This window comes from Pseudoalteromonas rubra, from assembly GCF_004212645.1.
GTDB lineage: Bacteria > Pseudomonadota > Gammaproteobacteria > Enterobacterales > Alteromonadaceae > Pseudoalteromonas > Pseudoalteromonas rubra_G.
The window spans coordinates 1-17524 of record NZ_PPUZ01000105.1 but is presented as its reverse complement, the minus strand read 5'-3'; the positions used below and the strand labels follow the sequence as shown (position 1 = coordinate 17524).

The 17524-nt window shown below is 48.7% G+C and carries 18 protein-coding genes; 8 read left to right on the top strand and 10 right to left on the bottom strand.

Features of this window, described 5'->3' with window-relative positions:
• Positions 1 to 260: 260 nt before the first annotated feature.
• The 6 genes from C3B51_RS22265 to dapB form a co-directional block, all read right to left on the bottom strand.
• Complete coding sequence (locus C3B51_RS22265) at positions 261 to 512, bottom strand: YdcH family protein (RefSeq protein ID WP_046003101.1); 252 nt, start codon at positions 510 to 512, stop codon at positions 261 to 263.
• Between the two features lie 13 nt (positions 513 to 525).
• Positions 526 to 840 carry a TraR/DksA family transcriptional regulator gene (locus tag C3B51_RS22260; RefSeq protein ID WP_046003102.1) on the bottom strand — a complete coding sequence of 105 codons (315 nt, stop codon included), beginning with the start codon at positions 838 to 840 and terminating at the stop codon, positions 526 to 528.
• A 130-nt stretch (positions 841 to 970) separates the two neighbouring features.
• The gene (gene greA / locus C3B51_RS22255; protein ID WP_046003103.1) at positions 971 to 1447 is read right to left on the bottom strand and encodes a transcription elongation factor GreA; all 477 of its coding nucleotides are present in this window, start codon (positions 1445 to 1447) and stop codon (positions 971 to 973) included.
• 45 nt (positions 1448 to 1492) lie between these two features.
• The gene (gene carB, locus C3B51_RS22250; RefSeq protein WP_130246429.1) at positions 1493 to 4711 is read right to left on the bottom strand and encodes a carbamoyl-phosphate synthase large subunit; all 3219 of its coding nucleotides are present in this window, start codon (positions 4709 to 4711) and stop codon (positions 1493 to 1495) included.
• Positions 4712 to 4728: 17 nt separating this feature from the next.
• On the bottom strand, positions 4729 to 5865 hold the full coding sequence (gene carA, locus C3B51_RS22245) for a glutamine-hydrolyzing carbamoyl-phosphate synthase small subunit (protein ID WP_130246428.1): 1137 nt from the start codon (positions 5863 to 5865) through the stop codon (positions 4729 to 4731).
• 206 nt (positions 5866 to 6071) lie between these two features.
• Positions 6072 to 6875 (bottom strand): 4-hydroxy-tetrahydrodipicolinate reductase, encoded by an 804-nt coding sequence (dapB, locus tag C3B51_RS22240; RefSeq protein WP_130246427.1) that lies wholly within the window; start codon positions 6873 to 6875, stop codon positions 6072 to 6074.
• A 444-nt stretch (positions 6876 to 7319) separates the two neighbouring features.
• On the opposite strand from dapB, the gene C3B51_RS22235 reads away from it, so the two are divergent.
• From C3B51_RS22235 to C3B51_RS22205, 7 genes are all read left to right on the top strand, one after another.
• Positions 7320 to 8633, top strand: a complete 1314-nt coding sequence (locus tag C3B51_RS22235) for a Na+/H+ antiporter NhaC family protein (protein ID WP_125721345.1) — start codon at positions 7320 to 7322, stop codon at positions 8631 to 8633.
• Positions 8634 to 8766: 133 nt separating this feature from the next.
• Positions 8767 to 9552, top strand: a complete 786-nt coding sequence (locus tag C3B51_RS22230) for a nucleoside-binding protein (RefSeq protein ID WP_130246426.1) — start codon at positions 8767 to 8769, stop codon at positions 9550 to 9552.
• Positions 9553 to 9709: 157 nt separating this feature from the next.
• A complete protein-coding gene (locus C3B51_RS22225) occupies positions 9710 to 10210 on the top strand; it encodes a DUF2867 domain-containing protein (protein ID WP_130246425.1) in 501 nt (166 codons plus the stop codon).
• The gene (locus tag C3B51_RS22220) at positions 10207 to 10746 is read left to right on the top strand and encodes a TetR/AcrR family transcriptional regulator (protein ID WP_130246424.1); all 540 of its coding nucleotides are present in this window, start codon (positions 10207 to 10209) and stop codon (positions 10744 to 10746) included. Before C3B51_RS22225 ends, C3B51_RS22220 begins: the two co-directional genes overlap by 4 nt.
• A complete protein-coding gene (locus C3B51_RS22215) occupies positions 10743 to 11132 on the top strand; it encodes a DUF6463 family protein (RefSeq protein WP_125780185.1) in 390 nt (129 codons plus the stop codon). Before C3B51_RS22220 ends, C3B51_RS22215 begins: the two co-directional genes overlap by 4 nt.
• Before the next feature lie 104 nt (positions 11133 to 11236).
• Positions 11237 to 11710 carry a hypothetical protein gene (locus C3B51_RS22210; protein ID WP_130246423.1) on the top strand — a complete coding sequence of 158 codons (474 nt, stop codon included), beginning with the start codon at positions 11237 to 11239 and terminating at the stop codon, positions 11708 to 11710.
• A 218-nt stretch (positions 11711 to 11928) separates the two neighbouring features.
• A complete protein-coding gene (locus C3B51_RS22205) occupies positions 11929 to 12681 on the top strand; it encodes a substrate-binding periplasmic protein (protein ID WP_130246422.1) in 753 nt (250 codons plus the stop codon).
• Here C3B51_RS22205 and C3B51_RS22200 read toward each other — a convergent pair.
• The 4 genes from C3B51_RS22200 to C3B51_RS22185 form a co-directional block, all read right to left on the bottom strand.
• Positions 12678 to 13082 carry a phosphate ABC transporter substrate-binding protein gene (locus C3B51_RS22200; protein WP_130246421.1) on the bottom strand — a complete coding sequence of 135 codons (405 nt, stop codon included), beginning with the start codon at positions 13080 to 13082 and terminating at the stop codon, positions 12678 to 12680. The genes C3B51_RS22205 and C3B51_RS22200 overlap by 4 nt on opposite strands.
• A gap of 10 nt (positions 13083 to 13092) precedes the next feature.
• Complete coding sequence (locus C3B51_RS22195; RefSeq protein ID WP_130246420.1) at positions 13093 to 14292, bottom strand: hypothetical protein; 1200 nt, start codon at positions 14290 to 14292, stop codon at positions 13093 to 13095.
• 127 nt (positions 14293 to 14419) lie between these two features.
• Complete coding sequence (locus C3B51_RS22190; protein ID WP_130246419.1) at positions 14420 to 15556, bottom strand: hypothetical protein; 1137 nt, start codon at positions 15554 to 15556, stop codon at positions 14420 to 14422.
• Between the two features lie 12 nt (positions 15557 to 15568).
• A complete protein-coding gene (locus C3B51_RS22185) occupies positions 15569 to 15973 on the bottom strand; it encodes a substrate-binding domain-containing protein (protein ID WP_240650272.1) in 405 nt (134 codons plus the stop codon).
• A gap of 352 nt (positions 15974 to 16325) precedes the next feature.
• Between C3B51_RS22185 and C3B51_RS22180 the strand changes: the two genes are divergently transcribed.
• A partial coding sequence (locus C3B51_RS22180; RefSeq protein WP_130246418.1) for a methyl-accepting chemotaxis protein occupies positions 16326 to 17524 on the top strand: 1199 nt, incomplete at its 3' end.

Below are 17524 nucleotides of genomic sequence, written 5' to 3'. Positions count from 1 at the left end.
GCTTGAAACATTATTAGATGGGAAATCGATCTGGGTTGAAAAGAATTTAGCCCAAATCTAGGCTAACAGTCACCGATTGAAAAACGGGTAACTGTCAGGTCAAGTCTGAGCTAGTACACCTAAGTGATACAAGTACTCTTGCTCACTCTGAGGCAGAAACTAGTTACGCTAACCCCCGCCTTTAACACATAAGAAACCGTCAGATTAAGCTCTATCAGCCAAACCTGACAGTTCAAGTTAAGTCTTATTCAAGTTAAGACTTAAGCAACAGTCTGCGCTTTCTTAATAATAGAAAACAGCTGGTCTTTTAGGTGCAGGCGCTGCTTCTTCAGTGATTCAAGATAGTCGTCTGAAGTGTTCTCTGCGCCGGTTTCAATGCGATGTACTTCGTGATCGCACTCGTGGTACTCCTTGAATAAACGAGCGAAGTGCGCGTCGTTCATTTTCAGGTGGTGGATCTCGTCTTTATATTCAGGAAATTCGTGGTGTAAGTCATGTTTTTCAATTGTCATAATACGGTCCTTTCTATTTAGCGCATTTAATACAAGTCGTTGTGTAAGGCAGAGCGTTTAAGCGCTGCGGATTGATTTGTTCTTCACAGTGCTGACACAGGCCATAAACCCCCTGCTCTATTCGCAGTATCGCGTTATTGACCATCTCCAGTTCTTGCTTGGCTTCTTGATGGATTTCATCCAGTACATCGTCGTTTTCGCGCTCTGTGTTTTGCTCTGCGAAGTTGGCCGACCGCCCCTTTTTGAAATCGGCTTCAATGGCGGCTATCCGTTGACTCAGTTCATTTTGTTTGGATTTGAGAAAACTTGTTATTTGGTCAGCAGTCATGATGTTCTCCTTTGTTAAACTCATCATAACGCGCAGCTTTTATGGCTCTTTGATCTGGCACAAGGTTAGGGAGTGGGCAATAAAAAACCCGACACTAGGTCGGGTTTTTGGTGCTATAGGTTAGACAAATCTAGACATATTCAACTTCGATGATGTCGTATTCAACGCTACCGTTTGGAGTTTGAATGGTCACTGAATCATCCAGTTCTTTACCGATCAGACCACGTGCAATGGGCGAGTTCACCGAGATCAGATTGTTTTTAATATCTGCCTCGTCGTCACCCACTATCTTGTAAGTCACTTCTTCATCGGTATCGACATTGACTATGGTCACCGTGCTGCCGAAGATCACTTTGCCATTGTTTGCCATTTTAGTGACGTCAATAACCTGTGATGTAGACAGTTTGGCTTCAATTTCCTGGATGCGGCCTTCGCAGAATCCCTGCTGCTCACGTGCAGCGTGGTACTCGGCGTTTTCTTTCAGATCGCCGTGCTCACGCGCTTCCGCGATATCGGCAACGATCTTAGGACGGACGACTTTCTTTAAATGGTTCAGTTCTTCACGAAGCATTTCTTCGCCTCGTACTGTCATCGGAATTGATTGCATAGTATCTCACTCATTGCCAGGGCTTGCGCCCTGGCCTTGTTCTTCTTAGTTCAAACGCTGGTGTAGCTCCTGAACAGAGTTTACAGAACTTCTGTCGTCAGCCTCATTGGCTGTACAGTTTGCAAACGCTGCGTTGAGCGTAGTGGTGTAGTTAGTCTTATGCTGAAGTGCACCACGACGTAACACCTTCGAATCTTCGATGGCCTGACGGCCTTCTGTGGTATTCACAATGTAGCTGTACTCACCGTTCTTGATGCGGTCAAGAATGTGTGGACGACCTTCAAATACCTTGTTTACGCGACGTACTTCGATGCCGGCGTCTTCCAGAGCTTGTGCTGTACCTTTGGTGGCATCCAGCTCAAAGCCAATGGCTTTCATGGTCTTAGCCAGCTCTACAACACGTGCCTTGTCACCATTGCGAACAGATAGTAGCGCGCGACCACCACGTGGTAAAGCGTTTGATGCACCTAATTGCGCTTTTGCGAAGGCTTCGGCGAAGTTTTCACCAACACCCATCACTTCACCCGTTGAACGCATCTCTGGGCCACGCATTGGGTCAACACCCTGGAACTTAGCAAATGGCAGTACCACTTCTTTTACGCTGTAGTAAGGCGGGATAACTTCTTTCGTCACGCCCTGGCTTTCCAATGACTGGCCAACCATACAACGCGCCGCCACTTTTGCCAGTGCAATACCGGTCGCTTTAGAAACAAACGGCACGGTACGCGCAGCACGTGGGTTCACTTCAATCAGGTAAACCTGACCGTCTTTTACCGCGAACTGGGTATTCATCAGACCAACCACGCCCAGCTCCAATGCCATGTCGCGCACTTGCTTGCGCATTACGTCCTGAATGTCCTGCGACAGTGAGTGTGCAGGCAGTGAACAGGCAGAGTCACCAGAGTGTACACCGGCTTGCTCAATGTGCTCCATGATGCCACCAATGATGACGTTTTCACCGTCACAAATCGCGTCAACGTCTACTTCGATGGCGTCATCCAGGAAGCGGTCCAGCAATACTGGTGCTTCGTTAGACACAGAAACCGCTTCGGTCATGTAACGACGCAGGTCATCTTCGTCATACACGATTTCCATCGCACGGCCACCCAGTACATAAGAAGGACGCACAACCAGCGGGAAGCCGATTTCCTGAGATTTAGCCACTGCTTCTTCCAGTGACGTAACCGTTGCGTTTTCAGGTTGAAGCAGATCAAGACGCTCAACCAGTTGCTGGAAGCGCTCACGGTCTTCGGCACGGTCAATCGCGTCTGGTGAAGTACCGATTACTGGCACACCATTCGCTTCAAGGTCACGGGCCAGTTTCAGTGGTGTTTGACCACCGTACTGAACAATCACCCCTTTTGGCTTTTCAACGCGCACGATTTCAAGCACATCTTCCAATGTGATTGGCTCGAAGAACAGGCGATCTGAGGTATCGTAGTCAGTTGAAACCGTTTCAGGGTTACAGTTAACCATGATGGTCTCGTAGCCATCTTCACGCATTGCCAGCGCGGCGTGTACACAACAGTAATCGAACTCGATACCCTGACCGATACGGTTAGGACCACCACCGATCACCATGATTTTGTCTCTGTCAGACGGTGCCGCTTCACACTCTTCATCGTAAGATGAGTACATGTAAGCCGTGTCTGAGCTGAATTCTGCAGCACAGGTATCTACGCGCTTATAAACCGGCAGGATATCCAGCTGGTGACGCTTTTTGCGAATTTCTTTTTCAGACACACCCGCAATTTCTGCGATACGCGGATCTGAGAAACCTTTACGCTTCAGGCGGCGCAGGAAGTCTTTGTTCAGACCAGCCATGCCCACTTCAGCGATGGTGGCTTCGTCTTTCAGAATGTCTTCAATCTGAACCAGGTACCAGCGGTCAACTTTGGTCAGCTCGAACACTTCTTCTACGCTCATGCCGTGACGCATTGCATCAGCAATGTACCAGATACGCTCAGCGCCTGGCTCACGTAGTTCGCGAATGATGGTTTCTTTGGCTTTCGGGTCGTCCAGTGCCACAATTGGGTTAAGACCCGTTGCGCCCACTTCCAGACCACGCAGTGCTTTTTGTAGTGATTCTTGCTGGTTACGACCAATGGCCATCACCTCACCCACCGACTTCATTTGGGTAGTCAGACGGTCGTTAGCGCCGGCAAACTTCTCAAAGTTAAAGCGTGGGATCTTAGTCACAACGTAATCGATTGACGGCTCGAATGACGCAGGGGTTGCACCGCCTGTGATGTCATTTTGTAGCTCGTCCAGGGTATAACCTACTGCCAGCTTAGCCGCAATTTTAGCGATCGGGAAACCGGTTGCTTTAGAGGCCAGTGCAGATGAGCGCGATACACGCGGGTTCATTTCAATGATAACCATACGGCCATCATCCGGGTTAACACCGAACTGAACGTTTGAACCACCGGTTTCTACGCCAATCTCACGCAGTACCGCCATCGAGGCGTTACGCATGAGCTGATATTCTTTATCCGTCAGGGTTTGTGCCGGTGCTACTGTGATTGAGTCGCCCGTGTGAACACCCATAGGGTCGAAGTTTTCGATAGAACACACAATGATGCAGTTGTCGTTTTTGTCACGCACCACTTCCATTTCGTATTCTTTCCAGCCCAACAAGCTTTCGTCGATCAGCAGCTCGTTGGTTGGAGACAAGTCCAGACCACGGGTACAGATTTCGTCAAACTCTTCCATGTTATAGGCAACACCACCACCGGTACCACCCATAGTGAAAGAAGGACGAATGATACACGGGAAGCCGATGCGCGACAGCACGTCGTGCGCTTCATCCATTGAGTGGGCAATCTCAGCACGAGGACACTCAAGGCCGATATTCTTCATTGCCGCGTCGAAGCGTTCACGGTTTTCTGCTTTGTCGATGGCATCCGCAGTTGCACCGATCAGCTCAACACCGTGTTTAGCCAGTACGCCATGCTTGTCCAGGTCAAGCGCACAGTTTAGGGCAGTCTGACCACCCATAGTCGGTAGTACCGCGTCTGGCTTTTCTTTTTCAATGATTTTTTCAACCACTTCCCAGTGAATTGGCTCGATGTAAGTTGCATCTGCCATTTCCGGGTCTGTCATGATGGTTGCCGGGTTTGAGTTCACCAGAATAACCCGGTAGCCCTCTTCTCTTAGCGCTTTACACGCCTGAGCACCAGAGTAGTCAAACTCACAGGCTTGGCCGATGACGATTGGGCCTGCGCCCAGGATCAGTATGCTGTTTAAGTCGGTACGTTTTGGCATTGTTACTCCGGTTCTAATTAGGCTTTACGTGCTTGCATTAATTCAATGAAGTGGTCGAACAGCGGTGCTGCATCGTGCGGACCCGGGCTCGCTTCTGGGTGACCCTGGAAGCTAAAGGCCGGCTTGTCGGTACGGTGAATGCCCTGCAGGGTTCCGTCGAACAACGACTTATGCGTTGCACGCAGGTTATCTGGCAAGGTTGCTTCATCCGCAGCAAAACCATGGTTCTGTGCGGTGATCATTACCACGTCACGGTCCAGGTCTTTCACCGGGTGGTTACCACCGTGGTGACCGAACTTCATCTTCACCGTTTGTGCACCGGATGCCAGCGCCAGTAACTGATGGCCCAAACAAATGCCAAAGATAGGCGTATCAGTTTCTAAGAAAGCTTTAATCGCATCGATTGCGTAGGTACAAGGCTCTGGGTCGCCAGGGCCATTAGACAGGAAAATACCGTCTGGATTCATCGCCAGTACTTCTGCAGCGGAGGTTTCTGCTGGTACTACAGTCAGTTTACAGCCACGGTCAACCAACATACGAAGAATGTTCTTTTTCACACCAAAATCATACGCAACAACATGGAATTGCTCATCTTCAGCACTTAGAGTCTGAAAGCCCTGACCTAAAGTCCAGCTTCCTTCACGCCACTCGTAAGTCTGTTCTGTTGTTACGACTTTCGCTAAATCCATCCCTTTAAGGCCAGGAAACGCTTTTGCCGCTTCCAGTGCCTGCTGCTCATCAATTTCATCGCCCGCGATGATGCAGCCATTTTGAGCGCCCTTATCACGCAGGATACGCGTTAGCTTACGCGTATCTATATCGGCAATCCCAAGGATATTGCGTTCTTTTAAGTAGTCGCTTAACGATTGCTCGTTACGGAAATTACTTGCAAGTAATGGCAAATCCCGAATTACCAGACCCTTAGCCCAGATTTTATCGGCTTCTTCATCCTCACTGTTAGTACCGGTATTCCCGATGTGTGGATAAGTCAGCGTCACAATCTGTTCTGCATAAGAAGGATCCGTCAAAATTTCTTGATATCCCGTCATAGACGTATTGAATACTACCTCACCAACGGACAGGCCGTCAGCGCCAATGGCAGTACCGCGAAACACAGTGCCGTCTTCAAGGACTAAGAGAGCGGATTTAGTCAAGTTAACCTCCTAGATAGTAAAAAACGGGAGCAAGCCAACGCTTGTTTTCCCGTTTACAAAGCGCTTGGTAACACGCAGTTATTAAAATTTTGGCAAATTCGTTATAGTCTACAGCACTTTCTTAGATTCGTCTAACAATTCGCGTAAAAAATAAAAAAATAAGGTTTTTGACGACTTTTACTAACGAACACGCTAAAATAGTAAGCTTACCTCTTCAATCCAAGCACATCTTGCATGGAATAAAGTCCGTTTGGCTTATCTTTTAACCACTGCGCAGCCCTTACAGCACCTGATGCGAAGGTTAATCTTGATGTTGCTTTATGTGTTAATTCCAGCCTTTCTCCCATAGTGGCAAAATAAGCCGTGTGTTCACCAACTATATCGCCAGCTCTGAGCACTGAATAGCCAATTTCTTGTTGACTTTTAGCCTCATGTACCTGAGTTCTGTCATAGCGTGCCACCTGGTCATGATCCCAGCCTTTTGCCTCGGCAATGGCTTCCCCAATCGCCAGTGCAGTCCCCGACGGTGCATCGACTTTATTACGGTGATGAGCTTCAAAAATTTCAATGTCCATTTCATCGGCCAGCTTTGCCGCGGCAGTTTGCACCAGGTCCAGCATTAACGTCACACCGACACTAAAGTTACGCGCAAACACAATCGGAATAGACTGAGAGGCACTTTCCAGTGCCTGCATTTGCTCTGCGCTCAGGCCCGTTGTGCCAATCACCATAGGTGTTTTGTTGGCCACAGCCTGTTGCAGGTGACCTAGCATGCCCTCTGGCAGGGTAAAATCGATCAGTACATCCAGTTCAGGGTCCAGTTGCTGCTCAGAACTAAAGGTCGACCCGGCGGGTGCTTGCGGCTGTAACGTGGCAATAGACTGGTTAAGGTGTGGCGAAGACGCTCTGACGAATGCGCTGCCAAGCTGGCAATGCTGAGACTGTTGGACTGCTTCAATCAGCGCCAGGCCCATACGGCCATTGGCGCCAAAAATACCGATTTGTGTCATTTTACGGTTTTCCTTTGTGTTAGATATGCCACCTTTAAGGTGGTACGGAAACGTATTTTCCCGATTTTCAGCGCAAGAGAGATAAGCTTAATCAGCCCATTTTTATGCCGGGCGATTAATTTTGTGCCCTAGAGTTTACCCTATCTCTGTGTCATAGTCAGTTGACAATAATACGAATCTATCCTGTTTTGCGAGCTCGTGACTGACGCGCGACCATACAGACAGCGTGCCATTTCAAGGTATGTTTTGCGCTATCGAGCGCCCTGTTCACGACCTAAGCGATGCGCTCAGATAGGTAGATAAATATAATAACGAAACACAATGGACTTTAGACGTCTAACCATATAAACTTCCGCCCTCGCCGATTTCAATTATTGCGGGCGATGTAGTTTAAATGCAGCTAATAATGGATTCGTTGGCTGTGGTTAGTTTTTGGGGAGTGCTATGCAGCCACACTTAAATCACACACAAGCAAAGCTTTCTTTGCTACCTCTTTTAACCTTTGTTGGCCTGTTCCTGGGCGCAGGTCTGTACCTGCAATCACAGGGCGTCGACTATGCTTTTTATCAGCTACCGGCACCGGTGGCCATTCTACCCGCCATAGTGATCGCGTTTTGGATCAACAAAGGCACCATTAACCAGAGCGTTGAAACCTTTATTAAAGGCGCCGGACACAGCAACATCATTACCATGTGCTTAATCTACTTGCTTGCCGGTGCGTTTTCATCGGTGGCCAGTGCCACGGGCGGCGTTGATGCCGTCGTCAATGCCGGATTATCGCTGATCCCGCCAAGCCTGCTATTACCCGGGTTGTTTTTAATTGCCGCCGTGGTCTCGACTGCTATGGGGACGTCTATGGGTACCATAGGCGCGATTGGCCCGATTGCTTATGCAGTCTCTGTCAAAACCGGTATCGACCCGGCTCTGATGGCCGGTACCATTGTCTCCGGTGCGATGTTTGGTGATAACCTGTCTATTATTTCGGATACCACCATCGCCGCAACCCGAACTCAGGGTTGTGAAATGAAAGACAAATTTAAAGAAAACCTGAAAATTGCTCTGCCCGCTGCCGTGCTTACCGTAGCGCTGCTGGTATTCCTAACCCCAGAGCCACAGGCGGTTGAAACCAAGCCTTTTGACTGGCTGCTGGTGCTGCCCTATGCCTTTATTTTGGTGCTGGCAGTGATCGGCATTAACGTCTTTGTGGTGCTCTTTAGTGGTATTATTTTCGCTGCGCTGATGGGGTTCACCGGCGATTACCAGGGTGCCGCTTTCGTTAAAGACGTGTACAAGGGCTTCAGTGATATGCAGGAAATTTTCCTGTTATCTATGTTCATCGGTGGCTTGTCTGAATTTATCCGCGTTAATGGCGGACTGGATTATCTGGCTCACAAGATCCAGGCAATCACGGCCATCATTGCCAAATGGCACAGAAAAGTAGCCGATCAGCTGGGTATTGCCGCGCTGGTACTGACCAGTAACCTGTGTATCGCCAACAACACCGTGAGTATTATTGTTGCCGGTCCGGTTGCTAAAAAGCTGGCGGATGATGGTGAGATCTCTGGTAAGCGTTCAGCCAGCCTGCTGGATATTTTTGCCTGTGTCATGCAAGGCTCGCTGCCTTATGGCGCACAAGCTTTATTGCTGGGCGCGACCTTTAAGATCAGTCCCTGGGAAGTGTCTACCTCGTCCTTTTACTGCTTTATTCTGGCGTTTACGGCCATTGCCGTTATATGTTTGCGCCGTCACAAAGACTGATCACCAAGCGATAATGGCATCCTGAGGATGCCATTATTTGTTCTAAACCAAGAAAATGCGTGTTTTTATTCCCCTTGTTTGTTGATTTGCGTTTATAATTCAGCTGTTTATAACCCCATACACACGAGAAACAATGAAAACACCTCTTTTTTCTGCGCTTACTGCCAGTCTTATGCTTAGTACTGGTACCGCTGCGGCGGCTGACTGGAGCAATACGCAGCTTCACCTTAATCACGGTGAGTTTAAAAACCCATTTAGCCAGCAAGAAGCCAATCAGACGATTTATTCTTTGCAACATGCCTCCGGTTACCGCTATGGCGATAACTTCTTCTTTATCGATTACAGCACAGACGATCTGGACGATGGCTATCAGGATGGCGACTTTTACGGTGAATGGTACTCCACATTTAGCCTGGGGAAACTGGCAGATCTGAAGTTTAATGACTCTGCGCTTCAGGACGTTGGGATTGTGATGGGCTTTAACGCCGCGGGCGATGCCAAGGTGATGAAGTACCTGCCAGGCGTAAAGCTTTCCTGGAATATCGACGGGTTTAGCTTCTTTTCTACCACCCTGACCGGCTATATCGACGACAGTCGTGGTCTTAATGGCGGTGGCGCACCGAAAGAAACCAACAGTTATATGCTGGATGTGGCCTGGGGCTACCCTTTTACCATTGGCGGACACAAGTTTGAGTTCACCGGTCATGTGGAATACATCACAGGCCGCGACAATGAACTGGGTGGCGATGTGAAAGGCTGGCTACTGGCGCAACCTATTCTGCGCTGGGATCTGGGTCATGCACTGGAGATGCCCGACAACCAGCTGATGCTGGGTATTGAATGGCAGTACTGGCAAAATAAACTGGGCACAGACACCAACGAGTCTGTGCCTCAGATCCACCTGGCCTGGACCTTCTAAACCAGGCTTTTGCCGGATCGCCCGCGCCGATCCGGCTCATCCTTCTTGATACACTAACTAAACCCGCGAGCTTTGAGCGTAAAAAACAGACAAAACCTTTGCACAAAAACATACCATACAGTATGGTATGTTCAGTGATTATCAGACGGAGTTGTTTATGTTTAGTCAGATCTTGAGTCTTACCTCTGTGCCTGATCGCCTTCAGGCCAAAGCACGTGCGCACCATTTTCGTGACGCATTACAAATTACACTCGACACACCATCCCTGACACCCTGCCAGTTACAATACCGGATTTTTAATACCATGCCCGGCTGGGTGACGCACTTGATGCGACTCAGAAATAGGCTGGTTGCCGTGTTTGGCTTTTCAGTCGGGCAAAATAACATGGTGCCTGCCAGTGATGAGCTGGATGTGGGCGACAAGGCGGGCTTTTTGAGTGTCTGCGAAAAGTACCCTGAAGAAATCATCAGCTGCGCTGAAGACCGCCATATGGCCTTTTTCCTGAGCGTAAAAAAACAACACAATACGGTGATAGTATCCACTTTGGTAAATCCAAAAACCTTAACGGGTCGCATTTACCTCAACGCCGTTTTGCCCTTTCATTACCTGATAGCTCGCAGTGTTATCCATAATGCCAAAATGGCGGGCAGACTATGAGTGATGCAAAACAAAGCTGGCTTGCATTTGCGCTAAAGACGCTGATCAGTCATGGGCCGGATGCCCTGACTATAGACCGCCTGTGTAGCCGTAAAAAAGTGACCAAAGGCTCTTTTTACCACCACTTTAAAAACCGCCAGGCTTTTATCGATGCACTGATGGCATACTGGTATGAGCAAGCTACCGCACGCCTGATCACCATTGCCGACACTCAGCCCTGTCCGATGACCAGACTGGAGCGGCTTGATGAGGCGATTGCGGCCACAGACATAGAAGCTGAACTGCATATTCGTGCCTGGGCCCTGAAAGACACCAGTATCGGGCATCACTTATGCACCATAGACACACAGCGTCAGGACTACCTTAAAACCTGCTATCTTGAATTGGGTTTAGACGCCACCCAGGCTGAGCAACTGGCAACCACCAGCTACGCCAGCTTTCTTGGGCTTCAGCAGCTCTACCCTCGCCTGTCCGTACAGGACTGTCTGGCACTGAGTTCGCAACAAGCCAAAACACAACTGAGGGCATTATTATGAATCGCGCCGCTTTTTTAGGAAATGGGTTGATAGCCACAGGCCTGCTTCACAACCTGGTCGGTTTACTGATGGGCTGGGACGTACTCACTGAAATGCATCAGGAAGGCTGGTTTGCAACCACCATGAAACAGGGAAATATGCTGTTTGACCGTGAGGCCATCGTGTGGTTTTTAAGCTTTGGGTGTGCATTACTGTTACTGGGTATGCTGCTGCGCCATCTTGATGCGCATCAGGTGCCCGTCCCGCGCATACTGTCTCCCGCCCTGTTTATATTTGGTGTGGTGATGGCAATCATTATGCCGTTGTCTGGCGCTTATTTGCTAATTCTACTTGGCGCCTTGCCTGTATTAAAAGGCAGTCAGCGACGGAGGCTGTCGCGTTTGTAGTGACTTTTATCCTAAAGCAGTCCGAATTTGTGTCGATAAAGATTAAGATAAAAGTATTAATCAATACTTAGTATGTTTAGCCAAGTGTGACCAGGGAAAGTGCCATGACATTTATAATTCACCAGACACCCAGAGACATTTCCACTTTTCAGAGCAAGCCAGCGGCCCCGGTAACAGAGGGGGCAGCAGCAACCAAAGAGAAGCAAGCGACACAGTCCGAAGCGGATACCACTGAACAAACCAAGGGCCTGACTTTGTCCGATGAGGACAAGCAAGTGTTGTCTGGAGAAAAAGCCAAAGAAGACGCTGAGGAGTTTGAGGATGTCCCCGCTTATATCCAGCGAATGCTGGAACGCCTTGAAAAGCTCAAGGAGGAAATGACTTTACTCAAAGAAGAGTTAATGGCACTGCAAACAGAGCGCGAACCAGACGAAGCAACTCAGCAATTGACTGAAATGAAAAGCCAATACCTGATGCAGTTACAGGAGCAGTACTTCGAAATGGTCAAAAACATTCAGGAAGCGCTGAAAAAAGAAGGGATCACAGATCCCGGCATCATTATTCGCGCTATCACGTAATTTTATGCCAAGATAGATTGGGGTAAGGGGCAGTGCTCAATTGACCACTGCTAACTGCCCGCGCCATTCATTATTAGTCCTGAGAGATTGATGGAGCAATAGTCGCACCGCGAAAAACAGACAAAACTGAGCTATAACTAATAACAGCCTTCACCTGAGTACGCGGTAAAATTGTGCAACGCCCCTATGTTATAGCCCTCTTATTCCTTAGTTTATTGATGAGTAAGCAAAGTTTTGCTATGTGCTCTTTGATACGCATTGGTGGGAGTCCCGATGCACCACCCATCAGCTATGCCATTCGGGAAGACAGCTTGCGGGGAATTGGCTTTGATTTTGTTCGACAAATTTTACCTAAACAGACGCGGATAGAAATAGCAAAGCCCATGCCCTGGCTCAGAGCCATTCACTGGTCAAGAGATGGCCATATTGACCTGCTGGTTGGTTTGCAAAGCACCCACTACCCGCCTGAATGGTTTACCTATTTAGAGCCCCCTCTGACAACGTCTGCACACAGTGTGTTTTATCGACGCAGAGAGTTACCGCTGCGTAACTTGCACGCACTTTTACCACTCAGAGGCGCGACCTTACGAGGTGCTAAATCAGCCACACATAGCCATAGCGGATTTGATCTCACCCAGCTGACCCTGACGACCGCGGACAGCGTTGAAAAAGCCCTTAAAATGCTGGCGCTGGATCGCATCGATTACTTTATTGCCCCACAGTGGCAGGCCATCAGCAGTTGGTTAAACCTGTACAATGAGCAGTCTTTACCCCTTGCCATGTTACCAGAGCCCGTGCATATCAACCCTGTCTATCTGGCCTTGTCTAATCAGAGCCCTTGTCTGGCAGATAAAGAAGCGCTGGAAGCGGCCATCATCAAAGCCAAGCGCGAAGGACTGATGGAAGCCTTGCTTGAACAAAGCTTCCTTTACTCTAATGTGGTTGATCAGTTTCATGATCTGCTGCGCTAAAAAGACGCCACCACTCTGACACTGCCATCGGCACTGCCACTGCTAACATAGCCAATAATGCTCGGATCTCCCGCTACCGTTTTTAGCACTTCCTCGTCACTTGCCAGCTTTTTCGGCGGTTGCCCTTTGCCGGTAAACAGCAGCTTCGACCAATAAGCCTTTAGCTGAGTGGGGTTTCGCCCTATCACTTTACTGTAGAACTCCTCACTTGCCGTATTGGTCTCGGATTGGCTAACCGGCACGGCTTTATCAGAGCCGGTAAAGGTTTTGAGCTTACCCAGAAAGATCTGCTCTATCTGGCTTTTGTCCAGCGCGACCGTATTTGAAGGGTGCACAACGACGTCAACCGCCCAGCTTGAATATGACAGGCCCATAAAACCTGCAAGGATTATCGCTTTCATTGTTTCCCCCTTAAAAAATCAGATCTACGCCCGCACTCCAGATGGAATAATCTCCGACCGAAGGCCGGGTATCTTCCCCTGCGACATATTGAAACTTCAATGCGGCGTTAGGATGGAAGTCATAGCGGACTGACAGCCCTACCCCATCAAACTCACGCAATGCCAGGCTGTTTCTGATGGCAACTCCCGTCGCCTTGAGGGTTGGCTGGTCGACCCCGTTAAGGAAATCTAGGTCCTTGTTATCTTGTAAGAATTTCTCGTGGTGAATAGTCACTATGGTGTCATCAAACACACGATACCCAAAGGCGGTGTACCATACCTGGTTAAAGCCGTCCGAAGAGTCCTCTACGCCATAATCGGCATATTCAAAGTCCAGAATAACTCGGTCGTAATCAATGTGAAATCCGGTATAACCATAGAGACCATTTTTACCATCCCAGGTCACCGCATCTTCAAAGGCTTTAACCTGAGCTGCACTTGCCCCTTGTGATTGCGCCAGTGCAATTGCCTGTTGCGCATTACCTAAAATGGCATTTGTATCTACGCTGCCGCCTTCAATTTCAACGATAAAAAAGCCGCCATAGACAGTCCACCAGCCTTTAGTCAGTTCAAGGCGCACCGAAATTTCATCCTTAAAACCAAAGGACTCATCTTGTTGTGTCGCGGCAAGATAAGTGGTTCCACGCCAGCTGCCATATAGCAGCTTAGTAGAGAGTGCGTATTCTCCGAATACAAAGTTGCTGTCGAGGGAGATCCCCTCAATGGTGGTAAAGTCGAACCCTGCATAAACCGCTTTTGGCAATCGTCCAAAGTTATGGGTATAGCCGACATTTTGATATTCAGATTGATAGAAGCTGGGGTTGGCAAAACGGCCCATACTCACAGTATGCTGCGGGTTAATTTCGTAGCTGACGTAAGCCCAGCGGGCTTCCACGTCAAAGTCGTCTTGCCCTTCAGCTATCATCTGTACAGTCGCGCTTAGGCCTTCGCTCAGATCTGCCCGGGCCTGCAAAGCAAACAGAGATTCATCCGAAAATGAGACGTCACCGTCTCCGTGTAAAGTTGGGAATGGTGGCGCGCCGCCATCACTGTCGGCAGCGGTCGCCCGCAAAGAAGCAAACCCGTTAAACACGATTTCGGCATAGCTGGTGAAACTACTCGTCACCATCACGCCCCCAATCACCCACTTCACCGCATTATTACAGTTCATAGTTATATCCTACTCGTTGGTCTTTTTGAGCACAGAGAGTCCTGGTTTGTTTGTCATCGCATTGCCAGAGGCGATGTCTCATCCGGCCGGCAATGCAATGAGCTAATAAACAAACTCACCATACGAACTAAAAAACAAAGTCGACACCCATACTAATGGTGCGCGAATCGCCATGATAAGCCCAGCCATTAGGCACATCGCCCTGGTCGACAAACTTGTCGTACTGGACTTTAAACGCCGCTTTGGGCATAAAGTCGTAACGCACGCCAAAGCTCAGCATATAATGCTCCTCGAGATCTTCGGTCGGGACTTTGGTGCGCTCATGATCGGCTTTCGAGTAAGATACATAGGGTTGAATATCATCCCAGTTATAGACAACCGACACCAGGTAGGTAGGAAATTCAGTGCCCAAGTCATCATCGTAATCAACGAAGTTGGCATCAAAAAGAACGGTGAACTGACTTAAGTTGATGCTGCCGCCCAGGCCAATAAAGGTCTGAGAAAACGGCGTATAAGGGTCAATACTGCCGTCTTGCTGAATGGTTTCTCTGTCGCGGTCATTCTGGAAGTAGACAAACCTCAGGTCAAAGTTGTCGCCCGAAATATTCCAGTTCATCCCGGTAATATCGGTCCAGAATTCATTGACGGTACGCGCATTACCACCGTACAGCTTATCGTAGTAGAGCATTTCGACGTTATCGTCTGAGTATTCGTTACCGTAGAAAAAGGTCAGCGTGTTGCTGTAATCCCCCAGTTCAAAATTATACATAGCATGTACCCCGTTAAACTGGGTAACCTGCCACCAATATAAGTTCGCAGGGGGTCGCATCCAGGGGTAGGCATAGCCAACTTCTGAAAACTCAGAGAAATAGTACATGGGGATATTACGGCGCCCCGCCATCAGGGTGAGCTGATCTGAGGCCTGATAAGTCACATAATACCAGTCGAATTCTGGCTCAAAATCGTCGACCCCTTTTGCCACCAGCTGCGCAGTGACCGAGAACTTTTCGTTTAGGTCAACCACAGCCTGTACAGCTAAAATGGACTCGGCATTAAAGGTGATGTCATTGTCGTACTGACCTACATCATAAAAATCAGCCGTTAGAATTTCGTCGCGTGTTTGACCCGGGTTAAGCGGATCATCCACTGTACCTAATGTTTTACCCGCAATAATAGAGCCATACCCGCTGATCCGCATATCAGCCATGGCCGATGCTGACACTAATAAAGACAAACAAGATGAGAATGCTAATAATTTTTTCATGATCATGCCCTATTAAAATTTCGCAACAACCTTGACCGAGTCCGTTGCGGCACTCGCGTCAATGTATCCGATCGCATCGGGGTTTGAGGCCACAGTCGAGATCACCTCCTGAGCCGAACTCATTTCTTGCGGGGGCGTGCCCTTTCCTGTGAACAAAATTTTAGACCAGTAGGCTTTCACCTGGCTGCTGGAGCGGCCTATTACCTTTTCGTTAAACTCATCGGTCGCCGGGTCATCCGCACTGGCACTGATTAAAATCGCATTGCGGCCATTAGAAAAAGACTTTGTTTTTCCTAAGAATATCTTCTTGATTTCATCCTGATCAAAGGATGAGTCATTGCTTGGATGGACAATGACGACAACTTCGGCATGTACGGGCAGGGACTGGGCCATACCCAGGAGTGCGGCGCCATACATGGCAGCGCAACACACCTTCTTGACAGAGATTGACATAATCGTTTCCTCATGTGAGTGGCAGTATCAAGAAGTTTTGTGCACAAACTTCCCCCTTCAAAGTAGTAGCAAGGTTAAAAATTAGCCAATTTTTAACAGCCAGTTAGGTCGCGCTTTATGTTATTTCTCCAGCAACAGCGGTTGAAAATCGGTAAAGGCAGATTTGAGTCATACGGAGGGTTTATTAAATTTAGCTAAACAATTGGCATTTTTTTGCCTTATGGCTAAAACTTGTTAGTGGACTGAACAACTTATCCGCGCATTACAGGGCTGTAGTGCTGACACAGATACAGCACATCCCTTGGAGATTAAGGTTATGCAATGGTTTAAAAACCTACCGCTATTTTACAAAATTTGTCTGATCGTCGCTCTGTCGGTATCCGTATTTACCGCAAACCTGCTCATTAACTTCTTCGCCTTTCAAAGCACGCAAAAAGAGCTGAGATTGCTCGAGAAGCAAATCTATAAAACCGTTCAGTTGTCGACCATTAATAGTGTGCTCATCCGTCGCGCAGATGAGCTCTACAGTCAGGCCGTATCGTTTGCAGATACTGACGTGCTGAATCAGGCGTCACAAACAGTGCAGGACTTGAAAACTAACTTGGATGAATTGCGTGTGCTGGACCTTGACAACGCCACACAAATTCAGCGCCAGCTGGGCGTAATTGAACAATACAAAGCGCTGTCTGAACAAATCGCGCAGGGCATGATCAACGACACCATTGACTTCAGTACCTTACCCGCTAAAGCAAAACAAAAATCGGAGCTGTTCGAGCAAGCCGATAACGATTTGAGCGCTTACCAACAAAGCGTCGATGCACTTTTTCAGGCAACCATTAAGAAAGCCTATCAAAGCGGCAATGATGGCCTGTGGTTGTCTATTCAATCCGGCGTCGTGTTAACTATTTTACTTGTCATCGTCGCGCTGTCGGTGGCCCGCAACATCAGTTTTACCGCCAACGAGCTGAGATCCTCACTGCGGGAATTGGCTGACGGACACGGGGATTTAAACCAGCGTATTAAGGTGCTGGGCAAAGATGAACTGGGACGCACGGCAGAAAACTTCAACAAGTTTATGGATACCCTAACCTCGGCCATCAATGGTGTTATGTCGGTGTCTCAGCCGCTGCTCGATACCTCGGAAAAACTGGTACACAGCACCGAAAAAGTCAGAGAAGTAACCAATACCCAGTCGGCTCAGGCATCACAGACACAGCAATCGATCAATGAACTGATCCAGTCCATCGCCAGTATCAGCGAAGCGGCCTCTGCCGCAAATACCGCAGCCCATGAAACCGAGCAGGAAGCCCATAACGGTCTGACTGCCGTTACAGACACCATTGCCAATTCAAAAGAGTTAAACCAACAGATCAGCCATGCCGCCGAGGCCGTTAACGATCTCGCTAAAGGCACAGGTAATGTCTCGTCTATTTTGGACGTGATCAGCTCAATCGCAGAACAAACAAACCTGCTTGCGCTCAATGCGGCCATTGAAGCTGCCCGAGCTGGTGAACA

Excerpts from the sequence above, each read along its gene's own strand:
- C3B51_RS22265 (WP_046003101.1), bottom strand. The coding sequence starts at position 512 with ATGACAATTGAAAAACATGACTTACACCACGAATTTCCTGAATATAAA.
- C3B51_RS22260 (WP_046003102.1), bottom strand. The coding sequence starts at position 840 with ATGACTGCTGACCAAATAACAAGTTTTCTCAAATCCAAACAAAATGAA.
- greA (WP_046003103.1), bottom strand. The coding sequence starts at position 1,447 with ATGCAATCAATTCCGATGACAGTACGAGGCGAAGAAATGCTTCGTGAA.
- carB (WP_130246429.1), bottom strand. The coding sequence starts at position 4,711 with ATGCCAAAACGTACCGACTTAAACAGCATACTGATCCTGGGCGCAGGC.
- dapB (WP_130246427.1), bottom strand. The coding sequence starts at position 6,875 with ATGACACAAATCGGTATTTTTGGCGCCAATGGCCGTATGGGCCTGGCG.
- C3B51_RS22235 (WP_125721345.1), top strand. The coding sequence starts at position 7,320 with ATGCAGCCACACTTAAATCACACACAAGCAAAGCTTTCTTTGCTACCT.
- C3B51_RS22230 (WP_130246426.1), top strand. The coding sequence starts at position 8,767 with ATGAAAACACCTCTTTTTTCTGCGCTTACTGCCAGTCTTATGCTTAGT.
- C3B51_RS22225 (WP_130246425.1), top strand. The coding sequence starts at position 9,710 with ATGTTTAGTCAGATCTTGAGTCTTACCTCTGTGCCTGATCGCCTTCAG.
- C3B51_RS22220 (WP_130246424.1), top strand. The coding sequence starts at position 10,207 with ATGAGTGATGCAAAACAAAGCTGGCTTGCATTTGCGCTAAAGACGCTG.
- C3B51_RS22215 (WP_125780185.1), top strand. The coding sequence starts at position 10,743 with ATGAATCGCGCCGCTTTTTTAGGAAATGGGTTGATAGCCACAGGCCTG.
- C3B51_RS22210 (WP_130246423.1), top strand. The coding sequence starts at position 11,237 with ATGACATTTATAATTCACCAGACACCCAGAGACATTTCCACTTTTCAG.
- C3B51_RS22205 (WP_130246422.1), top strand. The coding sequence starts at position 11,929 with ATGAGTAAGCAAAGTTTTGCTATGTGCTCTTTGATACGCATTGGTGGG.
- C3B51_RS22200 (WP_130246421.1), bottom strand. The coding sequence starts at position 13,082 with ATGAAAGCGATAATCCTTGCAGGTTTTATGGGCCTGTCATATTCAAGC.
- C3B51_RS22195 (WP_130246420.1), bottom strand. The coding sequence starts at position 14,292 with ATGAACTGTAATAATGCGGTGAAGTGGGTGATTGGGGGCGTGATGGTG.
- C3B51_RS22190 (WP_130246419.1), bottom strand. The coding sequence starts at position 15,556 with ATGAAAAAATTATTAGCATTCTCATCTTGTTTGTCTTTATTAGTGTCA.
- C3B51_RS22185 (WP_240650272.1), bottom strand. The coding sequence starts at position 15,973 with ATGTATGGCGCCGCACTCCTGGGTATGGCCCAGTCCCTGCCCGTACAT.